General features: G+C 61.9%; 17 protein-coding genes. 1 reads left to right on the forward strand and 16 read right to left on the reverse strand.

The genetic code is table 11. From position 1 onward, the window contains the following. Positions 1-89 precede the first annotated feature (89 nt). The 12 genes from UB23_RS23925 to UB23_RS23980 form a co-directional block, all read right to left on the reverse strand. Complete coding sequence (locus UB23_RS23925; RefSeq protein WP_045061731.1) at positions 90-680, reverse strand: nucleotidyltransferase family protein; 591 nt, start codon at positions 678-680, stop codon at positions 90-92. Beyond that, the gene (locus tag UB23_RS23930; protein WP_045061732.1) at positions 677-1,660 is read right to left on the reverse strand and encodes an XdhC family protein; all 984 of its coding nucleotides are present in this window, start codon (positions 1,658-1,660) and stop codon (positions 677-679) included. The genes UB23_RS23925 and UB23_RS23930 overlap by 4 nt, the downstream gene beginning before the upstream one ends. Further along, entirely contained in the window at positions 1,660-3,981 is a 2,322-nt protein-coding gene (locus tag UB23_RS23935; protein WP_045061733.1) for a xanthine dehydrogenase family protein molybdopterin-binding subunit, read from the reverse strand. The genes UB23_RS23930 and UB23_RS23935 overlap by 1 nt, the downstream gene beginning before the upstream one ends. Continuing rightward, the gene (locus tag UB23_RS23940) at positions 3,978-4,448 is read right to left on the reverse strand and encodes a (2Fe-2S)-binding protein (protein WP_045061734.1); all 471 of its coding nucleotides are present in this window, start codon (positions 4,446-4,448) and stop codon (positions 3,978-3,980) included. Before UB23_RS23940 ends, UB23_RS23935 begins: the two co-directional genes overlap by 4 nt. A gap of 249 nt (positions 4,449-4,697) precedes the next feature. Further along, positions 4,698-5,717: a UDP-N-acetylmuramate dehydrogenase gene (murB, locus tag UB23_RS23945; protein WP_045061735.1), complete on the reverse strand. Its 1,020-nt coding sequence runs from the start codon at positions 5,715-5,717 to the stop codon at positions 4,698-4,700. Next, positions 5,714-6,178, reverse strand: coding sequence for a low molecular weight protein-tyrosine-phosphatase (locus tag UB23_RS23950; RefSeq protein WP_045061736.1), 465 nt, complete (start codon positions 6,176-6,178; stop codon positions 5,714-5,716). The genes murB and UB23_RS23950 overlap by 4 nt, the downstream gene beginning before the upstream one ends. Continuing rightward, the gene (kdsB, locus tag UB23_RS23955; protein WP_045061737.1) at positions 6,178-6,942 is read right to left on the reverse strand and encodes a 3-deoxy-manno-octulosonate cytidylyltransferase; all 765 of its coding nucleotides are present in this window, start codon (positions 6,940-6,942) and stop codon (positions 6,178-6,180) included. The genes UB23_RS23950 and kdsB overlap by 1 nt, the downstream gene beginning before the upstream one ends. After that, positions 6,939-7,124 carry a Trm112 family protein gene (locus tag UB23_RS23960; RefSeq protein ID WP_007945752.1) on the reverse strand — a complete coding sequence of 62 codons (186 nt, stop codon included), beginning with the start codon at positions 7,122-7,124 and terminating at the stop codon, positions 6,939-6,941. The genes kdsB and UB23_RS23960 overlap by 4 nt, the downstream gene beginning before the upstream one ends. Positions 7,125-7,148: 24 nt before the next feature. Beyond that, positions 7,149-8,159 carry a tetraacyldisaccharide 4'-kinase gene (gene lpxK / locus UB23_RS23965; protein WP_045061738.1) on the reverse strand — a complete coding sequence of 337 codons (1,011 nt, stop codon included), beginning with the start codon at positions 8,157-8,159 and terminating at the stop codon, positions 7,149-7,151. Continuing rightward, complete coding sequence (locus UB23_RS23970) at positions 8,159-8,590, reverse strand: ExbD/TolR family protein (protein ID WP_045061739.1); 432 nt, start codon at positions 8,588-8,590, stop codon at positions 8,159-8,161. The genes lpxK and UB23_RS23970 overlap by 1 nt, the downstream gene beginning before the upstream one ends. Next, the gene (locus tag UB23_RS23975; RefSeq protein WP_045061740.1) at positions 8,587-9,222 is read right to left on the reverse strand and encodes a MotA/TolQ/ExbB proton channel family protein; all 636 of its coding nucleotides are present in this window, start codon (positions 9,220-9,222) and stop codon (positions 8,587-8,589) included. The genes UB23_RS23970 and UB23_RS23975 overlap by 4 nt, the downstream gene beginning before the upstream one ends. Positions 9,223-9,320: 98 nt before the next feature. After that, positions 9,321-11,555 (reverse strand): DNA internalization-related competence protein ComEC/Rec2, encoded by a 2,235-nt coding sequence (locus tag UB23_RS23980; protein ID WP_045061741.1) that lies wholly within the window; start codon positions 11,553-11,555, stop codon positions 9,321-9,323. A 135-nt stretch (positions 11,556-11,690) separates the two neighbouring features. Here UB23_RS23980 and UB23_RS23985 point away from each other — a divergent pair, with 135 nt between their 5' ends. Then, a complete protein-coding gene (locus tag UB23_RS23985; RefSeq protein ID WP_045061742.1) occupies positions 11,691-12,209 on the forward strand; it encodes a DUF2062 domain-containing protein in 519 nt (172 codons plus the stop codon). A 48-nt stretch (positions 12,210-12,257) separates the two neighbouring features. Here UB23_RS23985 and UB23_RS23990 read toward each other — a convergent pair whose 3' ends face one another. The 4 genes from UB23_RS23990 to UB23_RS24005 all read right to left on the reverse strand — a co-directional run bounded on the left by UB23_RS23990 (position 12,258) and on the right by UB23_RS24005 (position 15,426). Then, positions 12,258-13,037: an ABC transporter permease gene (locus UB23_RS23990; RefSeq protein ID WP_045061743.1), complete on the reverse strand. Its 780-nt coding sequence runs from the start codon at positions 13,035-13,037 to the stop codon at positions 12,258-12,260. Next, positions 13,034-13,966, reverse strand: a complete 933-nt coding sequence (locus UB23_RS23995) for an ABC transporter ATP-binding protein (RefSeq protein ID WP_045061744.1) — start codon at positions 13,964-13,966, stop codon at positions 13,034-13,036. Before UB23_RS23995 ends, UB23_RS23990 begins: the two co-directional genes overlap by 4 nt. Positions 13,967-14,099: 133 nt before the next feature. Next, the gene (locus UB23_RS24000) at positions 14,100-14,723 is read right to left on the reverse strand and encodes a glutathione S-transferase family protein (RefSeq protein ID WP_045061745.1); all 624 of its coding nucleotides are present in this window, start codon (positions 14,721-14,723) and stop codon (positions 14,100-14,102) included. Positions 14,724-14,766: 43 nt separating this feature from the next. After that, complete coding sequence (locus UB23_RS24005; RefSeq protein ID WP_045061746.1) at positions 14,767-15,426, reverse strand: transglutaminase-like domain-containing protein; 660 nt, start codon at positions 15,424-15,426, stop codon at positions 14,767-14,769. Positions 15,427-15,494: the final 68 nt, after the last annotated feature.

The raw sequence follows: 15,494 nt of genomic DNA on the forward strand, positions 1-15,494 counted from the left end.
CTGGTGATCCAGAGCGGGGCTTTTTTATACCTTGAAGATCAAAAGATCGTACGAAGGCTCGGGCCGCGTTCGGACGATCTTTTGATGTTTTACACAAACACCAGGGCCCCGGGCACATCCACATCCCACAACACCCCAGGATCATCCACCTCTACTTCAACCACCCTGGCCGAAGCAAACAGCGGCCTGGCCCCGCGGTCCCCCGAGAGCGCGATCAATGCCGGCCCGAAAGAGCCCGCGAACGCCACCGGGTGCCCATACTCGCCTTCATGCACTGGCACACTGATAGTGTCAGCCGCCATCCCTGCTATCACCCGCTCAATGCTCAACGGCAGGATGAAGGGCATATCCCCCAGCACAATCAACCAACCACCGGGCTGCGGACACGCCGCCACCCCGGCAGCAATGCTGTCCCCCATCCCCGTGGACTCGATCAGGACCACCTCGAACCCATAGGCCTGGGCCATGCGAATCACCTGGGGACGATCTGCAGTGGTAACCACAACCCGTTTGCCCGCCTTAGCCGGCAGATTCACGAGGACATGCTCGATGACCGACCGCACAGCACCGTCGCGCCCGGTACAGTCCGCCAGCAACTTGTCCTTGTCGGCGCCCGCTACCTGGCGAAAGCGCTCGCCCTGCCCCGCTGCCAGCACGATGACGGCGATGGGTTCGCTCATGGCGCCTCCTGCAAGGGCTTCTTCTGTTTGAGTTCGACGCCGTTCTTGATTGCGACAATTTCAGCCATCAGCGACAAAGCGATTTCCGCTGGCGAATGGCTACCAATGTGCAAGCCGATCGGGCCGTGCAGCCGTTCAATGGCCGCTGCCGACAAGCCTAGCTGAGCCAGATTATCCCGGCGCTTCAGGCTGTTGACCCGAGACCCCAGCGCACCCACGTAGAATGCATCGGAGTCCAGCGCCGTCAGCAGCGCCATGTCATCCAGGCGCGGGTCATGGGTGAGCGCTACAATGGCCGTGCGCTCGTCGGTCTGGATAGTCAGTACCGCTTCGTCGGGCATGCCCGGGACGAAGTGTCCATGCTGCTCTTCCCAGCCATAGACGAATTCGCTGCGCGGATCGCAGATCAGCACCTCGAAATCCAGCAGCCGCGCCATCTCGGCGACATATCGCGACAGTTGACCTGCACCGATCAGCAGCAGGCGCCAGCGCGGACCATAAATGGCCCGCAGCGTCTTGCCGTCAAAGGTCAGCGTTTGCAACTTGTCTGCGGGCTCCAGCAACACCTCACCGGTTTCAATCGACAGCGAGCGCGCCACAATCTCGTGCGCCTCGCAACGTGCCAGCAACTGTGCCACCCAGGCCGGATCGCCTACGCGCTCTTCAGTCAGGCGCAAGGTGCCGCCACAAGGCAAGCCAAAGCGCGCAGCCTCCTCGCGAGTCACGCCGTAGGTGATCAACTGCACGGGCGGTCCGTCAGCCGGGATGCGCCCATCGTGCAGGCGGGCAATCAGATCATCCTCGACGCAGCCGCCGGACACAGACCCGATCACCACGCCATCTTCACGCAACGCCAGCATGGCGCCAGGTGCCCGGGGCGCAGTGCCCCACGTCTGGACCACGCTGTACAGCACCACCCGCTGGCCCGCATTGCGCCATTCCAGCACGCTGCGCAGGACATTCAGATCGACGCTGTCCATCAGGCTTGCGCCTTCTGCCAACCCTGTAACTGGAAGCGCACCGGCAGGTTGCGAATACGCTGGCCCGTGGCAGCAAAAATCGCATTACACAGCGCCGGCGCAATCGGTGGAACGCCAGGTTCGCCGACGCCCCCAAGCGGCACGTCTCCCGGCGGAGTGACCATGTGCACCGCCAACTCCTTCGGCGCCAGGGACATGCGTGCTACTTCGTACATGTGGAAGTTATCCTGTTGGACCCTGCCGTCCTTGAAGCTGATTTCGCCGAGCACCGCATTACCCAGGCCCATCACACAGGCACCTTCGAATTGCGAGCGGATGCGCTCCGGGTTGATCTGCGGGCCGCAGTCCACTGCGATATCCGCCTTATGCACGATCAACGTGCCGTCATCCTTGACCTCAACCTCGATCACCGCCGCGACATAGGTGACAAAACTGTAGTGCACCGCCAGGCCCAGGCCACGGCCCTTGGGCAAGTCACGACCCCACCCCGCCGCCTTCGCCGCAGTTTCCAGGACCTTGCGCATACGGCCGGTATCAATCGGATAGCGTTCCGGCGACTCGCCGTAGTTCCACTCTTCGCTCAAGGTGCGCGGATCGATCTGGCGGTCCGGGCCGAGCAGCTTGATCTGGTACTCCAGCGGATCGCGGCCGGCCTTGTGGGCCAACTCATCGACGAAACTCTGGATCGCAAAGCCGTGGGGAATGTTCGACACCGAACGGTACCAACCCACCCGGGTATGCACCTTGGCCTCGGGGTTTTCCAGGCGCACGTTGGGGATCGCATAGGCCATGTTGGTGAAGCCCATGCCCAGCTCGAACGCCGCTTCATGATTCATGCCCGGTGCAAACAGCGCCGTGATACTGGGCGCGACGGTGCGGTGCAGCCAGCCGGACGGCAGGCCGTCCTTGTTCAGGCTGGCTTTGAGGTACTCGGCCGACACGGTATGAAAGTACGAACAATGGATATCGTCTTCACGCGTCCATTGCACCCGCACTGCCTTGCCGGGAAATTCCTTGGCGAGGATCGCCGCTTCGATGACAAAATCCGGCTTGGACTTGCGTCCGAAGCCGCCGCCGAGCAGGGTCACGTTGACCGTGACGTTATCGAACGGGACGCCGAGGCGTTCGGCAATTCGCTCTCGCGTCACCTGGGGTGCCTGGCTCGGCGCCCAGGCCTCGCAGACGCCGTCCTTGAAGCGCGCAATGGCTACCATCGGCTCCATCGGGGACTGTGCCAGGTGCGGCAGATAGTAAGACGCTTCCAGCGTGGTGTCGGCGTTGCCCATGGCCTCGTCGATGTTGCCGGTGTTGCGCACGACCTTGCCGGGCTTGAGCGATGCAGCTTCCAGCTCCTTGCGGTAGGCGATCGAGTCATAGCTGGCATTCGGGCCATCGTCCCACTCGATCTTCAGCGCTTCGCGCCCTTTGATCGCTGCCCAGGTATTGCTGGCGATCACGGCCACGCCACCCAGGGGCTGGAACTCCGACGGCATTGGCCGCCCTTCGATGTTGATGACCTTGAGCACGCCAGGCACTTTCAGCGCCGCACTCGAGTCAACGGATTTGACCTTGCCGCCATATACCGCCGGGCGCGCAATGGTCGCGTAGAGCATGCCCTCGATGTGCACATCGGCGCCGTAGACTGCACGACCATTGACGATGTCGGCACCATCGATCGCCTTGATGCCTTCCTTGCCGATGTATCGAAACTGCGCAGGCTGCTTAAGCCGCAGGCTGTCGCGAGCCGGCACTGCCAGTGCAGCAGCGGCAGCCGCCAGGGCGCCGTAACCCAGTTCACGCTTGGTGGGCTGGTGAATGACTTTGTGCAACTGTGCCTGACACTCGCCTACCGGTACTTTCCACTGCTCGGCAGCGGCTTGCTCAAGCATCGTGCGCGCAGCGGCGCCACAACGACGCATCGGCTCGTACCAATGGCGCATGCTGCGCGAGCCGTCGGTGTCCTGGTTGCCATAGCGAACTTCATCACCGGGCGCCTGCTGCACCTTGACCATCGCCCAGTCGGCATCCAGCTCGTCCGCCACCACCATGCTCAGGCTGGTGCGCACGCCCTGGCCCATTTCCGAGCGGTTGCACACCACGGTTACGGTGCCATCGGCGGCAATGCTGACATATACTTTTGGATCGTCGATCCAGCCATTGGGCATACCGTCTGCGCCGAATTTCTGCTCTTTATCGGCGGCGAGTGCGTCCTGCCAACCCCAACTGGCGGCCAGCACCAGCGCGCTGGTAGCGCCTACGCCCTTGAGGAAACCACGGCGGCTGAGATTGCTCAGCGCAAAATCATTCGGTAGCCCGCTCATGCCTTGGCCTCCTTCAGGTGGGTGGAGGCTTGGCGTATGGCGGTCTTGATACGGTTGTAGGTGCCGCAACGGCAAATGTTGCCCACCATCGCTTCTTCGATTTGCTCGTCGCTGGGGTTGGGGTTGACCTTGAGCAATGCTGTCGCCGACATGATCTGCCCGCCCTGGCAGAACCCGCACTGGGCCACTGCTGTGTCGAGCCAAGCTTGCTGGACGACTTGCCCAACCGGGTCGCTGTGCAAATTGTCGATGGTGCTAACGTCCTGGCCGATCACCGAGCCGATCGGCGTGATGCAACTGCGTGCCGGGGAGCCGTCGATATGAATGGTGCAGGCACCACACAGGCCCATGCCGCAGCCAAACTTGGTGCCGTTGTAACCGGCCACGTCGCGAATTGCCCAGAGCAGGGGCATGTCCTCGGTGACATCGAGTTGATGGTCTTGACCGTTGAGTTTCAGGGTAATCATGGGCACGCCCGCATATCTAAAGACGGTTATGGGGTCGAGCAATCTGCCGCCAGAGGCTGGCGGTTGGCATCACGCAGATCGACTCAGGCTAAGGAGGCTCTCTCATGCCGACGGCGACGTCTGCATCGGGCCTTTGGTGCAGCAAAATGGCTTGTATCGTTAGGCGGCTAAGTTAACCCAGGATTAACAAAAAAGCCCTGCACATCGACAAATGTGCAGGGCCTCCAGGGCAGTGCTGAAAGCGTAGCCTCAATATCTGTTGGGCTCCATTTCCAGCTCGACCTGGAATCGTTGCCAAATGTCTTTCTGGATCCGTTGCGCCAGGTCCAGCAACTGCAGGCCAGTGGCAGCGCCATAGTTGACCAGCACCAGCGCCTGCAACTTGTGCACACCGGCGTCGGCTTCGCGAAAGCCCTTCCAGCCTGCGCGCTCGATCAGCCATCCAGCCGCCAGCTTCATCTGCCCGTCGGGTTGCGCGTAGGCCACCAGGTCCGGGAATTCAGCCTTGAGCCGGGTGACCAGCGCCGCCGGTACCAGAGGGTTCTTGAAGAAACTGCCAGCATTGCCCAGCACCGCAGGGTCCGGCAGCTTTTCGCTGCGAATGCTGCAGATCGCCTGGCTGACGTCGCTGGCGGTCGGACGCTCGATACCCTGCTCGGTCAGGCGCTGACGCACCGGGCCGTATTCCAGATGCAGGTGTTCAGTGCGGTTCAGGTTGAAGCGCACCCGCAAGATCAACCAGCGCCCCGGCTCCTGCTTGAACAGGCTGTCGCGGTAGGCGAACTTGCACTCGTCCAGGCTGAAGTCGCGCAGTTCGCCGGTCCGGCGATCAAGCGCGGTCAGGCCGGCAAACACGTCCTTGATCTCCACGCCATAAGCGCCGATGTTCTGCATCGGTGCCGCGCCGACCGTACCGGGGATCAGGCTGAGGTTTTCCAGGCCAGACAAACCCTGGGCCAGGGTGTGTTGCACAAACGGATGCCAAGGCTCGCCGGCTTCGGCTTCGATCACCACCTGCTGGCCGTTGTCGCTGAGCAGGCGAATCCCGCGGGTGGCCATGCGCAGCACCAGCGCCTGGATATCGGCGGTGAGCAGCAAGTTGCTGCCCCCACCGATTACCAGCAATGGCACCTCGTGCTGCGTGGCATACGCCAGGGCGTCGCGCACGTCGTCGTCACTGTGGGCCTGGGCAAACAGGCGGGCCTGCACATCCACGCCAAAGCTGTTGTACGGTTTGAGCGATACCCGGGCTTGCACCTGCAGACTCATAACCGCCCCTTCAATTCGATCACCAGCAGGTCACTGGCGCGCTCGATCAGGTCCAATACCTGCTCGAAGCCCTGGTCGCCGTCGTAGTACGGGTCTGGAACTTCATCGAGTTCCGACTGATAGCGGCGCAGGAACAGGTCAAGCTCCGCCTTGCCCTTCGCAGGCTGCAATGCCTTGAGATTGCGCAGGTTGCTGTTATCCATCGCCAGGATCAGGTCATACATGGAGAAATCGGCACGACTGACTTGCTGCGCGCGCTGGGCAGACAAATCGTAACCGCGTAGCCGGGCGGCGGCCTGGCTGCGTTTATCCGGGGCCTTGCCGACGTGCCAGTCGCCCGTACCGGCGGAGGCGACCTCGACTTGCCCCGCCAGCCCGGCCTCGCGCAGTTTATGGCGCAGCACGCCTTCGGCGGTCGGCGAGCGGCAGATGTTGCCCAGGCAGACGAACAGAACCCGCATCAGGCCTCCAGCAGGCGACGAACCCGCTCCAGGTCTTCAGCGGTATCAACGCCGGTCGGTGGCGCGATCAAAGCGTCAGCCACGTGGATACGCACGCCGTGCCACAAGGCCCTTAGTTGTTCAAGGGATTCAGTGTTTTCCAGCCAGCAAGGGCCCCAGCTGACGAAGTCATGCAGGAACCCGGCGCGGTAAGCATAAATGCCGATGTGGCGACGGTACGGCACGCCTTCCGGCAATTGCTCGCGACTCCTGGCAAAGTCATCGCGGGCCCACGGCAAGGTCGCCCGGCTGAAGGTCAGCGCCAGACCGTTGAGGTCACTGACCACCTTGACCACATTAGTGTTGAACAGGGTTTCCACATCTTCGATCGGCTCAGCCAGAGTGGCCATGCGCGCTTCGGTGTGGGCTGCCAGGTTGGCCGCGACCTGATCGATCACATCAGGTGGAATCAGCGGTTCGTCACCTTGCACGTTGACCACGATGGCGTCGGGCGCCAGGCCCAGCTTCGTCGCCACTTCGGCCAGGCGATCGGTACCGGAGTTATGATCTTCACGCGTCAGCACCACTTCAGCGCCAAAGCCTTTGCAGGCTTCGACGATGCGCAGGTCGTCGGTGGCCACCACCACGCGCTCGGCGCTGCTTTTGCTCGCCTGTTCCCAGACGTGCTGGATCATCGGTTTGCCGGCGATCAGCAACAGCGGCTTGCCTGGCAAACGGGTGGAGGCGTAACGCGAGGGGATGACGACAGTAAAGGCTGCGGTCATTTATCCAGGCGCTCGTCGGTGGTCAGGGTGCGCGCTTCGGTTTCGAGCATGACCGGGATGCCGTCGCGAATCGGATAAGCGAGGCCGGCGCCCTTGCTGATCAGCTCGGTCTTGTCAGCGCTGAGCTTGAGCGGGCCTTTGCAGACGGGGCAAGCGAGGATATCGAGCAATTTGGTGTCCATGAGCATTCCCTGGATAAAACGGAGTTAAGGCAAAAGACGGTCCGGCACCAGGCGCATCAGCTGCGTATCGAACCAGGCGACAAAGGCCGGGGATGGCGCAGCATCGACCGTCAGGTACCACCAATCGGCGGCGGCGAAGGCACGGCACTTCACCGCGTCCTTTTCAGTCATTACCAAAGGCAATGACGGAGCGAAATTCAGTGCCTGCACGCTGTACTCGGCGTGGTCAGCGAACGCGTGCGGTACAGGCTTCCAGTGTAGCGTTTCGAGGGTCGTGAAGAAACGCTGTGGATTACCGATGCCTGCCACGGCATGCAGTGCCTGTCCCGCAGGAAAATGATCGAGCGGCCGCCGTTCACCGCTACGCAGATTGACCAGCGCGGTAGGTTGCAGCTGGAACGCAAACCCGTCATGGCGATCGTCAGCGGCGCCGTTGTAGAGCACCGCATCGACGCTCTCAAGGCGCTCGACCGGCTCACGCAGGGGCCCGGCGGGCAGGCAGCGCTGGTTACCCAGGCCACGGGCAGCGTCGATCAGCACCAGCTCAAGGTCACGGGCCAGGCGATAATGCTGCATGCCGTCGTCCGACAGGATCAGGTCCAGCGGTTCACTCTCGAGCAAGGCCTTGACCGCCTGACTGCGGTCCGGGTCGATCATCAAGGGTACGCCGGTGCGCTGGACGATCAACAGAGGCTCGTCGCCCGCAGTATCGGCGCCCTGATCCGCCGCGACTCGCCATGGAAGTTGCGGTGGTTTGGCGCCGTAACCCCGACTGACCACCCCGACGCGCAGCCCGCTACGCTGGCAGTGCTCGATCATCCAGAGAATCAGCGGAGTCTTGCCCGTGCCGCCGACGGTGATATTACCGACGACGATCAACGGCACTGGCGGCTGATAGATCTCGCCCTCGCCCGCCAGGAAACGCTTGCGCTTGTTCGTGACCACGCGGCGATAGAGCCACTCCAGCGGCTGCAACAGCTTCAGGGCCGGATGTCCCTCGTACCACGCGGCGAGCAAGCGATCGGACATGGCCATCAGGGCGCGGGCGGCGCCGCCTCGACAGTGGTCATGCGCAGGTGGCTGAAACCGAGCTTGCCGGCAGCATCCATGGCGATGATGACCGACTGATGCTGGGTCTTGCCGTCGGCGCTGATGGACAGCGGCAGGCTGGTGTCGCCGTTGGATTCTTTCTGCAGGGCGTCCATCAGGGTCGCCAGGTCGTTCTTGGGCAAGACCTGGTTATTCACCGAAAACGCGCCTTCAGCATTGATCGCCACGTCCAGGTGCTTGACCTGCTGATCTTCGGCAGGCGTTCCGCTGACGGCTTCCGGCAGGTCGACGCGCAGCTGGGTTTCACGGGTGAAGGTGGTGGTCACGACAAAAAACAGCAGCAGGATAAACACCACGTCGATCAGCGAAGCGAGGTTTATATCGACCGTTTCCCGAGGCTTGCGGCGGAATTTCACGCTTTGCCCTCGGCCAGGTCAACATCACGGTCGCCCTGTACGACCTCAACCAGCTTGATCGCTTCCTGTTCCATGCCCACCACCAGTTCGTCGATCCGGCGTTGCAGGAAACGGTGGAAGAACACCGCCGGGATACCGACCATCAGGCCTGCGGCCGTGGTGATCAGGGCTTTGGAAATACCACCGGCGAGTACCGCCGCGTTGGTGCCCATGCCGGTGCCCATGAACGCACTGAAGATATCGATCATGCCCAGCACGGTGCCGAGCAAGCCCAGCAACGGCGCCATGGCGGCAATCGTGCCCAGGGCGTTGATGTAGCGTTCGAGTTCGTGAATGACTCGCGCCGCAGCTTCCTCGATGCACTCTTTCATGATTTCGCGACCATGCCGGGAGTTGGCCAGCCCAGCCGCGAGAATTTCGCCCAGAGGGGAATTGGCGCGCAATTCCTTGAGCTTTTCCTTATTGAGCTGTTTGTCCTTGATCCAGACCCAGACCTGGCCGAGCAAATGCTCCGGAGTCACACGACTGGCACGCAGGGTCCACAGGCGCTCGACAACGATCGCCATGGCCACGATGGAACTCAGAATGATCGGCAGCATCATCCAGCCGCCGGATTTGACCAATTCCCACACAGTGACAGTCCCCTCGAAAAAGTGCGCCACTCTACCATAGGGGCTTCTCGCACCGAAGACCACGATGGCGCAACCGGTCGGGGCCCGCTGCCCGCCAGTCATTCTGCCAGCGGTGCCGGATCACGCCAGAAGCGCCGGTGTTGACGCATCGTCGCCGGTGCCGAGAAGGTCCCCAGTTGCAGATGAACGGCGCCCTGCTGCGCACTGTCGTAGATCCCCATTGCCAATTTTCGATAGCGTGCAATCACCGTTGGGTGCGGATGGCCGAACGAATTGCCGTTGCCGCGGGAGATCAGCACCGCCTTGGGCTGGAGCACGCTGAGCAGGGGCATCGAGGATGAAGTGCGACTGCCATGGTGCGGAGCCTGCAACCAGTCAGTGGCGACGGCCAGCGGGCTGCCGAGCAATGCCTGCTCGGCGGCCCGTTCGATATCACCGGTCAGCAGCAACCGCTCGCCGGAGGCCTCGATTTGCAACACGCAGGATCGGGAGTTGCTGTCCTGCGCCGACGCCCACTGCCAGAGCCGGAAGCCCACCCCGTCCCAATTCCAGTGCCCGCCGCTCTCGCAGGCATCTGCGAGCAGGCCATCTGCCGGGGGAAAGGGTTCGCCGCCCATTATCCTGCGGACCGGTACTCCGTCGACCACTGCCTTGGCGCCTCCGGCATGATCGGCGTGAGCATGGCTGATCAGCATCAGGTCAAGCTGTTCCACGCCCAGCTTGCGCAACGTCGGCAGCACCACTCGCGCGCCCATGTCCATGCCCGCGGAACGCGGCCCGGCGTCATACAACAGGTTGTGATGACGAGTGCGCACCAGGATCGCCAGGCCCTGGCCGACGTCCAGAAGCCAGACCTCGGCAATGCCTTCGGCGATTGTGGGACGCGGTGGCAAGACCAGTAACAGCAACATCGGCCAGCCCAGCCATCGCAGCGGCACGCCCGCCGGCATCAGCAGCAGCAAGGCGCCGGCGGCGGCCAACGCCCAGGTCCAAAACGCAATCGCCATAGGGTCCCAGGCGGGCACCTGCCCCGCCGCTTGCGCCAGGCCCTTGAACAGCCAGTCGAGCAGCCCCCCGGCGAGCCACAGCAACCCCTCGCCCACATAAGGCATTGGCAGCAGCAAGGTACCAAGCAATGCAGGCGGCAGGACCAACAGACTGATCCAGGGCACCGCGAGTAAATTGACCAGCGGCCCACTGACGCTGATCGGCAGGCCGAGGATGAGTAAAAGCGGACTCAAACCAATGGCGATCATCCACTGGGCGCGAGTCCAGGTTTGCCACCAGGGCAATGAGCCGAGCCGACCGCCGAAGGTGAAGATCAACACTGCCACCGCCGCAAAGGACAGCCAGAAACCGGGTTGCAGGCTCGTCAGCGGGTCCATCAACAGGACCCCGTTCAGCGCCAGCAGCAGCGGCCACCAGGCGCCGAGATGGCGCAAACGCAGGCGCCACAGCAGCACCAGGCCGATCATCACGCAGGCCCGGCGCACCGGTACGTCGAAGCCGGCAAGCAAGCCATAACCAAGAGCCGCCGAAAATGCCAATCCGCACGCCCAAGGCAGCCAGGGCAAACGGCGCGGCCATATGCCATAACGGGCAAGCCCCGCGATCAGCAAGTACATCACGCCTGCCAGCAAACCGATGTGCTGCCCGGAAATCACCAGTAAATGCACGGTGCCGGTGTCTTGCAGCACCTGCCAGTCCTCGCGACTCAGGCCGCTGCCGTCTCCCAGCACCAAGGCCGCCAGCGCGCCGCTGCGGCCCTGCGCATCTACACTCAGCAAGCGCTGGCGCAGGCTATCGCGCCAGGCTCCCCGGGCATCTGCGAGTTTTTCGCCAGCCTTCACCGTGCCGGTGGCGCCGATGCGTTGCGCCAGCAGCCAGGCGTCGTAGTCGAAAGCATGGGGATTGAGCAGCCCGATGGGTCGTTTCAGCTTGACCGCCAGGCGCCAGCGTTCCCCGCTATTCACCGCAGGGCCGTCGTACCAGGCCAGGCGCATCCGCTGCGGGAGCTTTGTACGCCGGGAATGGCTGTCCGACAGCTCGAAGCGCACGACACCTTCGCCGTTCTGCGGCAGTCCCGTGACCGTCCCCTCCACCCAACGGGTTTCACCCTCGAGCTGAATCGGCAAGCGATCGCTTAGCGCCCATTGCGCCTGGGTACAGGCCCAAGTGAAGCCAAACAGGAAAAACGCCAGCGGATAGGCGCGAAACGGCAGCACCTTCAGGCCCACTATCGGCATCAGTATCAACAACCAGACCGGCGGTAATGCCGGTAAGAAACGCAGGGTCAGCAAACCCAGCGCCAGCGCTATCATCCCTGTGCGCATACGCCCGTCCTTGGAGTCCACCCACTAGGCATAGTCGGGGGATCGCACGCCCGTCGTTATTAATTGTCACAAAGTCTGAATGGGCGGTTCACAGAATCGAGACATACTTGCCGCCTTAACCGACCGAGAAGCCTTATGCCCCGGCGCTTATTCAAACGCTACATGCCAGATCCGACGAGCATCAGGGAACATAAGTCCTTACGCTTCCTTGGCACCCTGCTGCATGACCCGAACCTGTGGCACCTCAACCGCCACTCCGTTGCCCGGGCGATGGCCGTGGGGTTGTTTGCCGCCTTCCTGCCCATTCCCTTGCAGATGCTGGTGGCCGCGGCGTTGGCCATCATGGTGCGCGGCAATATCCCCATCGCCGTCAGCCTGGTCTGGCTGACCAATCCAATCACCATGCCGGTCGTGTTCTTTTGTACCTACCAGACGGGCGCCTGGTTGATGGACATTCCTGCCCGGCACTTGCCGGACGAACTGACCTGGGAATGGATCAGCGGCGAGCTGTCCACGATGTGGCAGCCATTCCTGCTGGGTTCGGTGGTCACGGGACTGGTGCTGGGAGCCTTGGCCTATTGCCTGACGATGATGTACTGGCGCTGGTGGGTTGCGCGGCAGTGGCGGCGGCGCAAGAAAAACCGGATGTCGTGATGCAAAACGGCCTCCGCATGGGAGGCCGTTTGTCTATCCAGGATTACTTTAAGTACGCATCCCGCGGCCACTTACCAGCAACCGCGCGCAACCGATATACAACACCACGGTCGCCACCAGCATGAAGGTGATCGCTACGCTGATGCGGATGTCCGAGACTCCGAGGATGCCGTAACGAAACGCATTGACCATGTGCAGCACCGGGTTCGCCAGGGACACGGCCTGCCAGAACGGCGGCAGCAGGGAAATCGAGTAGAACACCCCGCCCAGGTACGTCAATGGCGTCAGCACAAAGGTCGGGATGATCGAAATGTCATCAAAGTTGCGCGCAAACACGGCGTTGATAAAGCCCAGCAACGAGAAGATCGTTGCCGTCAGCACCACCACCAGGATGGTCACGCCCAGGTGGTGCACCTGCAAATGGGTAAAGAACAGCGACAACAGGGTCACGATCACCCCCACCATCAACCCGCGCAGTACGCCCCCGAGGGTGTAGCCGATCAGAATCGTGTGCGGCGACACCGGCGACACCATCAATTCCTCGATGGAGCGCTGGAACTTGCTGCCAAAGAAACTCGACACCACGTTGCCATAGGAGTTGGTGATCACCGACATCATGATCAGGCCCGGCACGATGTACTCCATATAGGTGAAGCCACCCATGTCGCCAATCTGCCGACCGATCAGGTTCCCGAAGATCACGAAGTACAGCACCATGGTGATCGCTGGCGGCAGCAAGGTCTGCGGCCAGATTCGGGTGAAGCGCCTGACCTCGCGGTAGACGATGGTGTTCAGGGCAACGAGGTTGGGTTGCAGCTCGGAACTCATACCGCCACCTTCGACAGATTTTTCTCCACCAGGGACACGAACAACTCCTCAAGGCGATTGGTTTTGTTGCGCAGGCTCAACACTTCGATGTTCTGCTGCGCAAGCTGGGTGAACAGCGCGGTGATGCCCATGGCCTTGTCGACCTGGACCTCAAGGGTATGACCGTCGACCAGCCTGGCCGGGTAACCAAGCAACTGCGGCGCAACGCTCAAGGTGTTCTTGAGATCGAGCAGGAAGGTCTCCACATGCAACTGCCCCAGCAATTGCTTCATGCTGGTGTTCTCGACGATGGTGCCGTGATCAATGATGCCGATGTTGCGGCACAGCTGTTCAGCCTCTTCCAGATAATGGGTGGTGAGGATGATGGTGATGCCTTTCTGGTTCAGCTCGGTGAGGAAGGTCCACATCGAGCGCCGCAACTCGATGTCCACCCCCGCCGTCGGCTCGTCGAGGATCAGCAAGCGCGGTTCGTGAACCAGCGCGCGGGCAATCATCAACCGGCGCTTCATCCCGCCAGACAGGGACCGCGATGGCGTATCGCGCTTGTCCCACAACCCCAGTTGGGTCAGGTACTGCTCGGCGCGCTCCTTGGCGATTTTCGGCGGGATGCCGTAGTAACCGGCCTGGGTCACGACGATGTCGAAAGTCTTTTCGAACTGGTTGAAGTTGAATTCCTGGGGCACGACGCCGATGGAGCGCTTGAGCGCCGCCGGGTTCTTGTCCAAATCGTGACCGAAGATGTTCACCGTGCCGCTGGTCTTGTTCACCAGGGTCGAGAGAATGCCGATGGTCGTGGACTTGCCCGCACCGTTAGGGCCGAGCAAGGCGAAAAAATCACCTTCGGCGACATCCAGATCGATACCACTCAGGGCCTGGAAACCGTTGCCGTAGGTTTTGGTTAGCTGCCGGATGGACAGAGCGGAACTCATATCGGATTACGCACCAAGAAGGGAAAGGAAGGAATAGATAAGGGCGGGCGGTGACGAACACAACCGCAGCGCATGAGCGCAATGGTGCTTGTCCCCGCCACACAAGTACAGTCAAGCGTGTCGATAGTGAGTATTAAGTCAACGCGGTCATGACGGCTTTCTGATACGCCGGACGCTGCTTGAGCCGTGCGTACCAGGCCTCAAGATGGGGCTGGGGTGCGCGCTCGATGGGCATTTCAAACCAGGCATAAATAAAACTGCCCAGGGGGATGTCACCCATGCCGATCTCTTCACCCGACAGGTAGGGTTGGGACGTCAACGCCTGATCGACCACCGCCAGCAGCGCGTCGCACTCCTTGATCGCAGCGTGGATGGCCGGCCAGTCCTGTTGATCGGCCGAGGTGCGCAGCACACCCCAGAACACGGTGCGGAACGGGCCGGCAAAGTTCGAAGTGGTCCAGTCCATCCACTTGTCGGCGCTGGCGCGGGCTTGCGGATCCGCCGGGTACCAGGCGCTGTTGCTGGCGTGGCGAGCCAGGAGATAACGCACGATGGCATTGGATTCCCAAAGCACGAAGCCGTCGTCTTCGATCACCGGCACACGAGCATTGGGGTTCATCGCCCGGTAATGCGCGGTGTCCACGACGCCAAAGGCACCGCCGGCATCTATTGCCTCGTAAACCAGGCCCAGCTCCTCGGCGGCCCACAACGGTTTCCTGACATTCGACGAGTTCTTGCGACCCCAGATCTTCAGCATGAGCGCCTCTTTATGGATGAATGCGCAGGCAGCATACGCCGGATCAGGCGCGACTCAAATCGCTCTGCATGTCCCCCAGCAGCGCCGGCAACTGCCCGGCAAACAGGTGCGGGTAACATTTTTCCAGGTGCTCGAAAAAGAACGCTTCAGGCACATCAGTGAACTGGCCATGGTCGACCAGGTACTCCATCAACGGCTCGCCATCGCGGTTGAAAGGGTGGAACACGCTGTCGTTGATCCCGTCGAACTCCAATGGCGCGACGTTGAACAATTCACACAAGCCTTGATTGAATGCCGGCGTGGCCTTGACCCAGCGTCCGTTCAGGAACAGTTCGGTATAACCGTGCATGGCGAACACGTCGCTCCTGAGCAGTTCGAGCAGCCGCGGGGTCGACAGGTGATTGCGCACATCAGCCAGACCGATACGTGCCGGGATTGCGCAATGCCGCGCTGCGCCAGCCAGCAATGTGGCCTTGGGCACGCAATAGCTTTCCCCTGCCGCCAGGGCGTAACTGCCGCACAGGGTCTGCGGGTCGCGGCTGAAGGTATAGGGGTTGTAGCGCACAGCTTCGCGCACGGCGTAATAGAGATTGATCGCCTGCTCGAGCGGATCGCGACTGGCGCCACGGTGTTTTTCAGCGAACTCCACTACTGACGGGTGGTCACTATCGATGAAGCGGCCGGGGCTCAAATACTCGTGCATGAGATCAATCTCCTGGGGAAGACCCGAGTCTAGCGACAGGATAAGCACAGAGATAACGGCATTTCGGC

The organism is Pseudomonas sp. ES3-33 (assembly GCF_000952175.1).
Classification (GTDB): Bacteria; Pseudomonadota; Gammaproteobacteria; order Pseudomonadales; family Pseudomonadaceae; genus Aquipseudomonas; species Aquipseudomonas gregormendelii.